This is a genomic window from Fodinibius sp. AD559, assembly GCF_052712805.1.
Genome location: NZ_JBQPVW010000006.1, coordinates 206851 through 219703, shown reverse-complemented (window position 1 = coordinate 219703; position 12853 = coordinate 206851). Strand labels below are relative to the sequence as shown.

Here is a 12853-nt window from a genome sequence, read left to right as displayed (position 1 = left end):
CATCCCCACCCCGAGACCTCGGGATACTACCTATTTTGTGGAGTCGGGAGGTATAATAACAATAAGATATTTAGTATTTAGCATTCTATGCCGAAAGAACCGGATTTTATACACGACCTCAATGAGCAGCAAAAACGTGCCGTACGTCACGGCGATGGCCCTCTCTTAATTGTGGCAGGAGCCGGCAGTGGAAAAACACGCGTGCTTACCTATCGTATTGCGTACCTAATTCATCAAAACATGGCGGCACCAAATGATATTTTGGCGCTTACCTTTACCAACAAGGCAGCCAAAGAGATGCAGGAACGCATTGGACAGCTTATTGGTGACGAAGCCAAACGTCTATGGATGGGTACATTTCACTCGGTATTTTCGAAAATTCTTCGGTATGAAGCTGAAAAAATTGGATTTAGTTCCGACTACTCTATTTACGATACCGAGGATTCCAAGAATGCAATTAAGCAGATACTTCGTGAAAACAATTACGACCCCAAAGAGATAAAACCGCGAATTCTACAGCGGCGTATCAGTGATGCCAAAAATGAACTCATCAATCCGGATCACTATAGCGAAAAGTTTATCCATAGTACGCTTGATGATATCACGGCCAAGATCTACAGAATCTATGTAGAACGGCTCAAACACAACAATGCCATGGACTTTGATGATCTGCTCATCAAACCAATCGAGCTTTTTAACGAGCATCCTGATACCTTAGAAAAGTACCAGGATCGTTTTAAATATATCATGATCGATGAGTACCAGGATACCAATCACGCCCAGTACAAGGTCACGAATATGTTGGCCAGCAAGTACGAGAATTTGTGTGTGGTCGGTGATGATGCCCAGAGCATCTACTCGTTTCGAGGAGCTGATATCAGTAATATCCTGGATTTCAAAAGTGATTATGAGGATGCGGTTGAAATTCCATTGGAGCAAAATTATCGCTCAACAAAAGCCATTTTAAAGGCTGCCGATTCCATCATCAAAAACAACAGTAAGCAGCTCGAAAAAACGCTGTGGACGGATAATGATATGGGCAATACCATCACCGTGCTCGATAATTATGATGAGCGCGACGAAGCCAATCGCGTGGCGAATTATATCCAAGACTTGAAGATGCGCAAGGGATATGATTACAACGATTTTGCCATTCTCTATCGCACAAATTACCAAAGTCGTGTCTTTGAGGAGACCTTCCGGAGAAAAGGAGTTACGTACCAACTGGTGGGCGGACTTTCTTTCTACCAGCGCAAGGAAATTAAAGACGTACTGGCCTATTTGACACTGCTCATCAATCCCGATGACGACACGAATTTGATGCGTATTATCAATGAACCATCGCGCGGAATCGGGCAAAAATCGCTTTCTGATTTGATGAATCGCGCAAGGCAGACCGGGCAATCACTCTGGCGCATCCTCGAAAATGTAGAAGAAGCCGACGTGTATAAACCGGCTGAAAATAGTGTTAAGGATTTTGTGCGAATGATTAACAGTCTAAAGCAGGAATTAGCAAATGGTACAAGCTTAGTCGAAGTTACAAAACAGCTGCTGGATGAATCTGGCTACATGAAATCACTGGTGGAGGAAAATTCTCCCAAATCGATGACGCGACGCGAGAATATCCTCGAGCTCCAAAATGCGATCTCCTATTTTGAGAAAAATAACGATAATGCTACGCTCAGTTCTTTCCTTCAGGAAATAAGTCTAATTACCGACACCGACAAGTACGATGAGGACAAGCCGGCCGTTACTATGATGACGGTACATGCGGCCAAAGGCCTTGAATTTCCCGTTGTATTTATTGTGGGACTTGAAGAAGAGCTTTTCCCGGTTGGTAGCCGCAATAACGAAGATGTCAATATCGAAGAAGAGCGGCGACTATTTTATGTAGCTATTACCCGAGCCGAGAAAGAGCTGTATTTCAGTCACTGTCGTAGCCGCTATAAATATGGCGAAGAACAACGAAAAACACGTTCTCGCTTTCTCGACGAAGTGAGTTCTGACGTAGTACGCACCGAAACAGGATCATCCATTGACCAGGATAAGAACAGATTCTCTACTAATAAAAACAATAATTCTAATAACGGTGACACAACGGTAGAGTACGACTGGAAAAAACCGCTGTATGACAAGAACAATCGCTCATCACATACGCAGGTCCATTACGATAACCCCGATGAAGACCCTTTTCAGGTTGGAGCAAAAGTTGTTCACAATGTTTTTGGACCGGGTAAAATTATAAGTCGCAGCGGACAAGGCGAAAGAACCAAAGTTGTTGTATTTTTTAAAGAACGAGGACGAAAAACATTGATGCTCCGGGCAGCAAAAATGCAGGTTGTCGGATAATAGATATAACACCGGCACATAGGTTCAGCACATGAATAACACAGTTTTTGACGGTTTAAATTGCAGATCTACTACTGGAATAGCTATACTGCTATTTATACTATGCAGCATTTCTATACCCCTACAAGCACAACCCGTGCTTAATGCCCAAAACACTGCTTTGGGTAGTGGAGGTACGGCATACCTATCCGGCAATCAATCATTGTTTTGGAATCCGGCAAATTTGGCTATCAATGACCGTCACGGTACCATCCATATAAATGTGGGAGAAACAGGGATTTTATACGAGCCCGTTCTTTCTTCGGATGTAGCCGGTGACCAGTTCTTCAACTTCGCTGACAGTTATTTCCCCTACGAATCGGGTACAGTAGATATTACTCCGACACAACGCCAAACAATCATCGATAAAAATTATCCCCGCAACAGGTTAGTATCTCAGCATCAAACACGAACGGATGTTATGCTGGGAGGTATTTCATGGTATCGGGGTGACGAAACGTTTTCCATTGCTGCAAGAGCGCGCTACTCTTCACGCATTGAAGTTGGCAGAGGTTGGTACTCAGATAACTATGTTCAACGAGATAACCAACAAATTCGCGACTTTACCCTGGATCAGCATATCAACAAAAACCTGGAAGTTGCCCTGGGATATGGCAGAGAGTTCACATTTCTTGAAGGATTATTTTCTCGATTGAGCAAGTTGTATGTAGGTATTTCTCCCAAATTCATAATCGCAGGTCCCAGTTTTAGTGCCACCTATCAAGGTCAACAACAACGCCCTGATAATGATGATCAAACTCAATATGTGACCAATTTTTCGTATCAATCCTCCGGTGAATATTCTCGTATGACCAGAGACTACCTATCTTCTGGAAATCCGCAAGCTGCCATCAATAATAATTTAAATAAAAAATTCAATTTCGAACCTTCTGGTTACGGGGCGGCTTTTGACTTTGGTCTTACCTACCTCATCCCTATTGGCAGTGACCTTAACATCGTTGAAAATGATCCCAAAAAATCGGTGATAGGAAAATCGCTGCGTATCGCCATCTCTTTTAACGATATTGGGATGATCCGATATACTGAACAACCGCTTTCTTTTACTGCTCCGGATGACACCCTACAAATCGGTCGAGAATTTCCCAAGCAATCGATGTATATTGGATCCGGTGGTCAGTACCTAACGTATTTTGATGAAGCATCGGAGGTTAGCAATCCATTTAGCCAAACTCGAAATCCCAGTTCAAATACATTCTCAACCCCCACTCCGGCTTCAATAAATGGTGGGATTATGCTGGATCTTGAAAGAATTAAATTTATGGGCGACCTGACTGTGGGACTAAATAATACAGCACTGACCGATACAAAGTTGGCTATGCATTTAGGTATGGAAATCCGTCCAATTAGAAAAATACCTCTGCGAATGGGAACAAGATTGGCAGCCGGATTACCAACACATGTGGCGATAGGCACCGGCTATGAAAGCCGCTATTGGGATTTTAATATAGGAACACAGATCATTTTTCGCTCTCATACCTTGACCACCGAATTTGTGGGAGGAGCCTTTGCAGGCATTCAGCTTCACCTGTAATTGAGGTTATTTATGTCAAGCTGTCAAGGTCATTCTCAATTAAGAGCTCAAGTTGCTATTTTGCCAGTAAATATGACTAATTGGTAGTTTAAATAAAGTTGGCTCTTTATTTGCATCGATGTAATACAACACGAAAAAATATAGATTTAAATAATTCCATATATGAAAAACATCTTCGATAACATGGCCAATTTTGAAGATATTCAGGATCAATTTGATGATTTTGAACAGGCTATTCCCCTGATGTCCGAAGAGGAAGAAAAGGAATTGACGCAATCAGAGGTACCTGATGAACTTCCCATCTTACCACTTAAAAACACCGTTCTTTTCCCGGGTGTTGTAGTACCCATTACGGTGGGGCGAGATCGCTCGCTCAAATTAGTGAAAGAAGCATACGAATCTGATAAAACTATTGGTGTAGTCAGCCAAAAGGATGAGGAAGATGAGGATCCCGACGAAAAGGATCTTTATGAAGTCGGTACAGTTGCACAAATCCTTAAGCTAATTAAGATGCCGGATGGCAGCAAGAGTATCGTCATTCAGGGAAAAACAACCTTCAAAGTTGAAGAGTTTTTACAGAAAGATCCTTATTTCAGGGCTACCGTTGAGCCCTATCGCCAAGAGATGGATATTGAAGGCGTAGAGCTGGATGCCTCTATCCGATCGGTGAAAGAGACAGCCCAGAAAATTGTAAATCTTTCTCCCAATATTCCATCGGAAGCTTCTGTTGCAATAAACAATATTAATAGTCCCAATTTTCTGCTGAATTTTATCTCGTCGAACCTCAATGTTTCGACTTCCGATAAGCAGGAAGTGCTCGAGATCCGCAAATTCTCGGAGCGGATGGAACGCGTGATGGAGTTTCTCAACAAGGAACTTCAAGTGCTTAACCTGAGTGAAGAAATTCGTACCAAAGTTAAGTCGGATATCGACGAGCAACAGCGCGACTTTTACTTGCGTCAGCAGATGAAAGCAATACAGGAAGCGCTGGGGGAAGACGGTGAACATCAGGAGATCGCATCTCTGCGTAAGCGTGCCAAAGAAAAAAATCTTCCTGAAGAAGCACAGGAAACCGTTGAAAAAGAATTAAAGCGACTGGAACGAACTCCCAACTCATCTCCTAATCATGGAGTCATCCACAACTATATTGAGTGGATTTTAGACCTTCCCTGGGAAAAATATTCCGATGATAATCTGGATCTTGAAAACGCCCAAGAGGTATTGGATGATGATCACTACGGCTTGGACAAAGTTAAGAAGCGCATTATCGAATACCTGGCCGTGCTCAAGCTTAAGGATGACATGAAGGCTCCTATCCTTTGTTTCTACGGACCTCCCGGAGTCGGCAAGACCTCACTGGGGAAATCCATTGCACGTGCCTTAAATCGAAAATTTGAACGCTTTAGCCTCGGCGGTATTCATGACGAGGCCGAGATTCGCGGACACCGGCGTACCTATATTGGTGCACTGCCGGGTCGAATTCTGCGTGCCATGAAAAAAGCCGGTACGAGTAATCCGGTCATGATGCTTGATGAAATTGACAAAGTGGGTTCCGATTACAGAGGAGACCCTACTTCTGCCCTGCTTGAGGTACTTGATCCCGAACAAAACGACAGTTTTGCGGACAATTACCTTGAGCTCGAATACGATCTCTCGAACGTTCTCTTTATTGCAACAGCCAATTCGCTTGATACTATTCCAGCGCCACTGCGTGATAGAATGGAGATCATCAACATCAGCGGATATACACTGCAGGAAAAAACACAGATTGCCAAAGAGCATCTAATGCCAAAACAGATTAAAGAGAATGGCCTGAAAGATGATCAGATAGAATTTAAGGACGAAACGATTAAACAAATCATTGAAAAGTATACCCGCGAATCGGGCGTACGATCGCTTGAACGCGAGATCGGCTCGGTATGCCGCGGTGTTGCCGCAAAAATTGCCAAAGGTGATGATGGTGGTGAACACGTTGTAGACCCCGATGACCTCCAAGAATATCTTGGTAAGCGCAAATACTTCTCCGAAGTAGCTGAGCGTACCAAAGTTCCGGGTGTTGCCACAGGCTTAGCCTGGACCCCCTACGGTGGGGATATCCTCTTTATCGAGGCCAGCGTATCGAAAGGAACAGGGAAACTCCACATTACCGGACAGTTGGGCGATGTGATGAAAGAATCGGCCATGCTGGCAATGTCATACTTAAGAGCACACTCTGATGAATTGAACATTCCCGAAGAAGCCTTTAAGTACTGGGATCTGCATATCCACGTACCCAAAGGAGCCGTTCCCAAAGACGGACCTTCAGCGGGTGTTTCCATTTTCTCTGCAGTAGCATCTATCTTTACTCAGCGCAAAGTGAAAGGAACACTGGCTATGACCGGTGAAATCACCTTGCGTGGACTTGTTCTGCCTGTAGGTGGAATCAAGGAAAAAGTACTGGCCGCTAAGCGTGCCGGTATCGAAAAAGTTCTGTTACCGCAAAAGAATGAGAAAGATGTTGCTGAAATTGAAGAAGATGTGCTTGGAGATCTCGAAGTACAGTACCTCGAACGTATGGATCCCCTGCTTGATATCGTACTTGAAGATGAAGCAGTGCGAGATCCTCAGAAACGTTTCAAGGTAAGCGAATCCTATAAAAAGAAAACGAGTGAAAATTCTGAATCGACCGACTCCACGGAAGAAACAATTGTGATGGAGTAATGGCTACATTATCAGTAAAAAAAGTCGTCTCGATTTATCGGGGCGACTTTTTTATTTTAGAGATGTTTTAATTTCAAACAAAAGAAGTAAAATTTGCCCAAAGAAGGACGTATTGTAGAATCTACCGGACGATGGTATAAAGTTGCTTATGATGAGGACAGTGGAATGCAGACGATTAACTGTCGGCTTCCCGGCCGTTTTCGTCTTAAAGATCACGCATTGACCAATCCCATTGCCGTTGGCGACTATGTCGAGTTTGAAATAAATGACGACGGTTCAGGAAGCATCGAAAAAATAAAAGACCGTGAAAATTATCTGATCCGTCAGTCTACTCATCGACAGGAAGACCATCAGATACTGGCGGCCAATATTGACCGCGCCTATGTAGTGCAATCCGTTAAAATGCCTCGAATGAAACAGGGCTTTTTTGATCGCTTTCTGGTCACTTGTGAGGCCTACCAAATCCCGGCTTCTATCATTATAAATAAAATGGACCTGGCTGATGAAAACGCCCGGGCATATGTAGATTCTATTGCTGATTTATATGATTCGCTGGGTTATCCCGTTCTCAAAACCAGCATTGAAGACGAGGAATCTCTTAACCAACTTAAGGAAGATCTTCGAGATAATACCTCTGTTTTAATCGGCCCCTCGGGCGTTGGTAAAACAAGTTTGCTTAACAGCATCGATTCTAACATTGACCGCAAAGTGGGTGAAATCTCTACGTTTAATGAAAAAGGAAAGCACACCACCACGTTTGCAAAACTCCTACCCTTGCAAATTGGAGGATATATTGTAGATACTCCCGGCATTAAAGAGTTTGGGCTGGTCAATATCGAACCGTGGGAACTTTCACTGTTCTTTCCGGAGATGTTAGAGCCGCGCCGAAATTGCAAGTTTAACAACTGCACCCATGCTCACGAACCGGGCTGTGGAGTGATTGAAGCCTTCAAAGAGGGACATATTGATGCCGACAGATACGATTCCTACCTTAAAATCCTCGATTCTCTTCAAGAGGATTAATAATTAGAGAGTTAGCTTCAAATTCTTTAGTATTGAAATAGTTTATGGATGGTCAAAAATCAAAATTAAATATCAGGGATATGAAATTAAGATACCGTTTTCTCACCGTAATACTGCTATTTGGTCTTTTTGCATTCAATGCAGCCCCCACTTTTGGTCAGGTTGGAGATATAGGAGACATATTACAATCAGGGCGTGAAGATGCCAATACGCTCGCACGCGCTTACCTCGAACCTTTTGGATCGGGATTCGGTGCTTCGCTCAATACCGGGTGGACCAATACCGCTAAAACACATGGTAAGTTTGGTTTTGATGTTACCGTAAGTTCAGGTTTAGCTATAGTGCCCGATGCCGCAAAGTCATTTAACGTTACTGAGCTCGGCCTTCAAAAGTTGGAGTTAGAAGGAAATAATCCTAATTCACCGACTATTAATGGTGCTGATGAAGCGGGTTCGTTGCTTGCTTATTACGAAGAAATAAATGGCAACCGGGAAAAACTGTTAGAATTTAATATGCCAAAGGGATCCGGATTTGGATATGTACCCGCCCCCATGATAAAAGCCGGGGTTGGTCTTATTAAAGACACCGAATTAATGCTTCGCTATACTCCCAAAACCGAGATTGGAGATTTTGGTAATTTCAACCTGTTCGGCGTAGGTGCCAAGCATGGTATCAATCAATGGTTGCCTGGTGGCAAAGTACTCCCTGTTAACCTTTCCGTGATGTTCGGATATACAAATATGGAAGTAGGATCAGACTTAGACCTACCGGCTGAAAATGTCATTGAAAACCCGAACGATACTTATAACAAATATAATTCCACAAAATGGGATGGACAGTCAGTAACACTAAATACCGATGCCTGGACAATCAATGCGCTGGTTGGTAAAAGCTTACCCATGATATCGATTTATGGTGGTATAGGATATGAAGCTTCAACCTTAAGTATTACGACTCCGGGCTCCTATCCTACTGTTGTTCCTAATGAAAATTTTGATCCCACTAGTTCTGATGAAGAAACCAGACCACTAAAAGTTGATGCCCTTGACGAACCTATTGACGTGTCAATGGATGGAGATAATGGGTTTCGGGCTCTTGCTGGATTTAGGCTAAGATTTACGGTTTTCCATATTTCAGGCTCATATACTCTTTCCAATTATTCAAGTTATAATCTGGGCGTCGGAATTAGCTTCAGATAAACACGAACTCAAAATTTTATAGTAGAAGGGAGTTCACTCGAACTCCCTTTTTTATTTCACTTCAGAATGGAATAAAAAATGTTAGAACCTATTGATGTACTCTACCTCCTCGATCTTTTTGGAGTAACTGTTTTTGCAATATCCGGAGCCCTTGCTGCCGGACGTAAAAGTCTTGATCTGCTTGGAGTCGTGATTATTGCGGTTGTCACGGCCGTAGGCGGAGGCACCACCCGCGATTTACTGTTGGATCGACACCCTGTTTTCTGGATTGCCGACCCTACCTACCTGCTTGTAATTATTATAGCTTCTCTCTTTACCATCTGGTACACGCAATATAATAATCCACCTGAAAAAGCACTGTTGGTAGCTGATGCTCTCGGTTTGGCAGTATTTACAATATTGGGTGCTCAGATCACGCAAGAAGTCGTTTCAAACAGTGTTATTATCGTAATTATGGCAGCCATAACCGGTACTGTCGGAGGATTAATTCGCGACGTATTAAGCAATGAAATACCCCTTATTTTGCGCCGCGATATCTATGCCACGGCGGCATTAGCTGGGGCAACGGTCTATCTGCTATTACAGTTGAGTACCTTCGAACCAACGGTCAATATTGTCTTGGGCATGCTTGTCGTTATAGGCCTACGTCTGGCGGCTATCCAATGGAATCTCCACCTTCCCCGATTCAAATTAAAAGAATAGTTGGTGTTTTCTGTATTTGTAACAATATTTCTTTAACTCTGAAATAAAATGGGGAGATAAAATTATGAAAACACAAATATTATTGTTTCTCTTTCTGATAATCTTATTTACTGGCACAGCACAAGCTCAAGAAATCAACATCCAGCAGTTTGATTTCGCCACAGCTATAGAAGACCGCAAACCCTCGGGTATAGATACTGCCTTTACTGCTGATATTGGCACTGTTTACTGTTTTACGCAGGTTAAAGGTATCTCAGATACCACCCAAATTACGCACGGATGGTATTATAAGGATGAGGTAAAAGCACAGGTCGACTTGACAGTGGCGGCCGATAACTGGCGAACATGGAGTTCCAAAACAATACCTAAAAGCTGGACCGGTTCCTGGCGGGTAATGGTGCTTGGCCCAAATGGGAACGTGCTTGCAACCAAAAATTTTGTAATTACGGAAAATTAGTGTGCTTTAAGCCAATTGTTAGCCAGTCCCATATCTACTTTTAGAGGACAATCTAACTCATAAGCAGACTCCATCAACTCCTTCAACTTTAGGGGAACAGAGTTTTCTTCTTTTTCCGGTACCTCAAAAATAAGCTCATCATGAACCTGCAGCAGCATCCGGGTTTGAAGTTTATTTTTTTCCAGATACTTCTGTATATCAATCATCGCCTGCTTTATGATATCAGCGGCTGTTCCCTGTATCGGCATATTAATAGCTGTACGCTCTGCAAATGATCGCCGATTCCAGTTGCTGGCATTGATATCAGAAATATATCTCCGGCGTCCCATAAGCGTTTTTACGTAACCATGCTCTTTGGCAAAAGCTTTGGTTTCATTGATGTATTCCAAAATTCCCGGAAAACGATCAAAATACTGATCAATCATCTCTTTCCCTTCACTATTACTAATACCCAGCCTATTGGCTAATCCATAGGCACTTACCCCATAGGGAATTCCAAAATTAACTTCTTTTGCTTTTCGACGGTGATCGGAAGTGACATCATCGAGGGAATCCAGCTCAAAAATCTCTTTCGCCGTTCTGGAGTGAATATCCTCATCATTTTTGAATGCCTGAAGCATGTTTTCATCCCCCGACATAGAAGCAATAACGCGGAGTTCAACCTGGGAGTAATCAGCCGATAACAGCTTAAAACCATCATCCGCAATAAAGGCTTTTCGAATCTCACGACCGCGTTCGGTGCGAATGGGTATGTTCTGTAGATTGGGATTTGATGATGAAAGACGCCCCGTTGCCGCAATATGCTGATTGAAATCAGTATGAATACGACCGGTCTCTTCATGGATTAACTTTGGTAGAGCGTCCACATAGGTTGATTTTAGCTTGCTAAGCGCCCGGTACTCCAGAATTAGGTCTGGCATTGCGTAATTTTTTGCTAACTTCTTCAATACTGATTCTGCCGTAGAATACTGCCCTGTTTTGGTTTTCTTTCCGGCCGGCAGTCCCATCCTGTCAAACATCACTTCGCCCAGCTGTTTGGGAGAATTAATATTAAATTCCGTACCCGCCTTCTCATAAATCTGCTGCTCAAGTTCCAATAGATCATCCCGTAGCGACGCTGACAAATCTTTAAGCATCTTTTTATCCAACAAAATACCATTCATCTCCATCTCCGCCAGCACTTCGATAAGCGGAAACTCCAGCTTTTCAGCAATATCATCGAGCTCATCATCAGCCAATTTATCACTTAATACTTTATACAATCGCAAAGTAATATCAGCATCCTCACAAGCATAAATGCGAACCTCTTCCGGATCAAATTCATCCATCGACTTTTGTTTGCGTCCATTGCCAAGAAGATCCGTAATAGGAATCGGCTCATAATTAAGATATTCCTCTGCCAGGGTATCCATCTTGAGCTTTTGATCCGCATCGATAAGATAAGCTGCAATCATCGTATCAAAAACCTTGCCCTGAATCTCGAAACCAGCCCGACGAAGCATCATATAATCGAACTTAAAGTTGTGGGCAATTTTAAGCGTTGTGGGATTGGTAAATAGCGGACTCATGATCTCCAATGCTTCTTGCTCATCAAACCCTTTTTCTCCATTTATTGGGATATAATAAGCAACACCAGGCGTAGCAGAGATAGCAATTCCAACAAGGGAATTTTCCATGGGATCAACACCATCGGTTTCGGTATCGAAGCAGAAGGCATTCTTGCCGCTGATCTTATCCACCAGCTCTTCAAGACTTTCTTTTGAATCCACTAACTCGTAAGTAACAATATCTTCGTCATAACTCTCAAGCGGTGATTCCTCTTCAACCTCATCATCCGCCAGAAACAGATCGCCCTGATTTTCATCTCCCGAATCTGATTTCTTATCTGCCGATCGCACAATCTCTTCACCCAAATACTTTTTGGTGAGCGTGCGAAACTCCATCCGCTTAAAAAAAGCTCCCAGCTTTTCGTCATCAGCCCCTTGCCAGTCCAGCTTCTCCCAATCTATTGTATTAGGTACATCTGTTTTAATTTTCACCATTTCCTTCGCGTGCAGTGCTTCTTCGGAATACTCCTGCAACCCTTCTCGGTGACGCTTAGAACTCATATTGGGTGCATCTTCAATCGCGGCTTCAAGCGATCCGTATTTATTAATTAACTTGGGGGCTCCCTTCTTACCAATCCCTTTAACTCCGGGAATATTATCGGATTTATCTCCAAGAATAGCCAGCACATCTACCACTTTTTCGGGATAAACTCCAAAGTAATCTTTTACGCCCTCGCGATCTATCAAGTTGAACCCGCCATTTTGATTATCGGGTTTGTACATGGTTATGTGGTCGTGCACCAACTGCATAAAATCTTTATCCGGCGTTACCAGAAATACATCCACATCTTCGGCGTTCGCGCGATCAGCTACCGTCCCAATAATATCATCAGCTTCATAGCCATCCTGCTCAATATTTTCAATCCCATAGCCCTCAATCATCTCTTTAATCAGGGGAATACCGATCGTTAATTCTTCTGGCTGTGGCGGCCGATTCGCTTTATAATCTTCATCCATCTCATGCCTGAATGTTGGTTCCTGTGTATCCCAGGCTACGCCAATATGCGTGGGCTCATGCTCCTCAAGCAGTTTCTCCAGCGTATTGGCAAAACCCAAAATAGGACCAGTGGGAATACCTTCAGAATTCTGTAAATTACTGCTAATAAATGCGAAGTGTGAACGATATGCCAGCGCCATACCATCCAGCAAAAACAGGAGACTTTTCGACATGCTTTTTTCTTAAACTTGGAACGTTAAAATTCTTACCATTCGATTGTTAAATTAT

At 43.0% G+C, this 12853-nt stretch carries 8 protein-coding genes; 7 read left to right on the top strand and 1 reads right to left on the bottom strand.

Annotated elements, in window-relative coordinates:
• Window positions 1-87 precede the first annotated feature (87 nt).
• From ACQ4LT_RS12285 to ACQ4LT_RS12255, 7 genes are all read left to right on the top strand, one after another.
• Entirely contained in the window at window positions 88-2349 is a 2262-nt protein-coding gene (locus ACQ4LT_RS12285; protein WP_445666350.1) for an ATP-dependent helicase, read from the top strand.
• A gap of 31 nt (window positions 2350-2380) precedes the next feature.
• Entirely contained in the window at window positions 2381-3940 is a 1560-nt protein-coding gene (locus tag ACQ4LT_RS12280; protein ID WP_445666349.1) for a DUF5723 family protein, read from the top strand.
• Window positions 3941-4102: 162 nt separating this feature from the next.
• Window positions 4103-6640, top strand: a complete 2538-nt coding sequence (gene lon / locus ACQ4LT_RS12275; protein WP_445666348.1) for an endopeptidase La — start codon at window positions 4103-4105, stop codon at window positions 6638-6640.
• Between the two features lie 93 nt (window positions 6641-6733).
• Complete coding sequence (rsgA, locus tag ACQ4LT_RS12270) at window positions 6734-7663, top strand: ribosome small subunit-dependent GTPase A (protein WP_445666347.1); 930 nt, start codon at window positions 6734-6736, stop codon at window positions 7661-7663.
• An 80-nt stretch (window positions 7664-7743) separates the two neighbouring features.
• A complete protein-coding gene (locus ACQ4LT_RS12265) occupies window positions 7744-8862 on the top strand; it encodes a DUF6588 family protein (RefSeq protein ID WP_445666346.1) in 1119 nt (372 codons plus the stop codon).
• Between the two features lie 78 nt (window positions 8863-8940).
• On the top strand, window positions 8941-9564 hold the full coding sequence (locus ACQ4LT_RS12260) for a trimeric intracellular cation channel family protein (RefSeq protein ID WP_445666345.1): 624 nt from the start codon (window positions 8941-8943) through the stop codon (window positions 9562-9564).
• Between the two features lie 64 nt (window positions 9565-9628).
• The gene (locus tag ACQ4LT_RS12255; protein ID WP_445666344.1) at window positions 9629-10021 is read left to right on the top strand and encodes a DUF2914 domain-containing protein; all 393 of its coding nucleotides are present in this window, start codon (window positions 9629-9631) and stop codon (window positions 10019-10021) included.
• Here ACQ4LT_RS12255 and polA read toward each other — a convergent pair.
• Window positions 10018-12798: a DNA polymerase I gene (polA, locus tag ACQ4LT_RS12250; RefSeq protein ID WP_445666343.1), complete on the bottom strand. Its 2781-nt coding sequence runs from the start codon at window positions 12796-12798 to the stop codon at window positions 10018-10020. The genes ACQ4LT_RS12255 and polA overlap by 4 nt on opposite strands.
• Window positions 12799-12853 lie beyond the last annotated feature (55 nt).

What these genes read in the sequence shown, in the direction of transcription:
- ACQ4LT_RS12285 (WP_445666350.1), top strand. Translation starts at nt 88, where the DNA reads ATGCCGAAAGAACCGGATTTTATACACGACCTCAATGAGCAGCAAAAA.
- ACQ4LT_RS12280 (WP_445666349.1), top strand. Translation starts at nt 2,381, where the DNA reads ATGAATAACACAGTTTTTGACGGTTTAAATTGCAGATCTACTACTGGA.
- lon (WP_445666348.1), top strand. Translation starts at nt 4,103, where the DNA reads ATGAAAAACATCTTCGATAACATGGCCAATTTTGAAGATATTCAGGAT.
- ACQ4LT_RS12265 (WP_445666346.1), top strand. Translation starts at nt 7,744, where the DNA reads ATGAAATTAAGATACCGTTTTCTCACCGTAATACTGCTATTTGGTCTT.
- ACQ4LT_RS12260 (WP_445666345.1), top strand. Translation starts at nt 8,941, where the DNA reads ATGTTAGAACCTATTGATGTACTCTACCTCCTCGATCTTTTTGGAGTA.
- ACQ4LT_RS12255 (WP_445666344.1), top strand. Translation starts at nt 9,629, where the DNA reads ATGAAAACACAAATATTATTGTTTCTCTTTCTGATAATCTTATTTACT.
- polA (WP_445666343.1), bottom strand. Translation starts at nt 12,798, where the DNA reads ATGTCGAAAAGTCTCCTGTTTTTGCTGGATGGTATGGCGCTGGCATAT.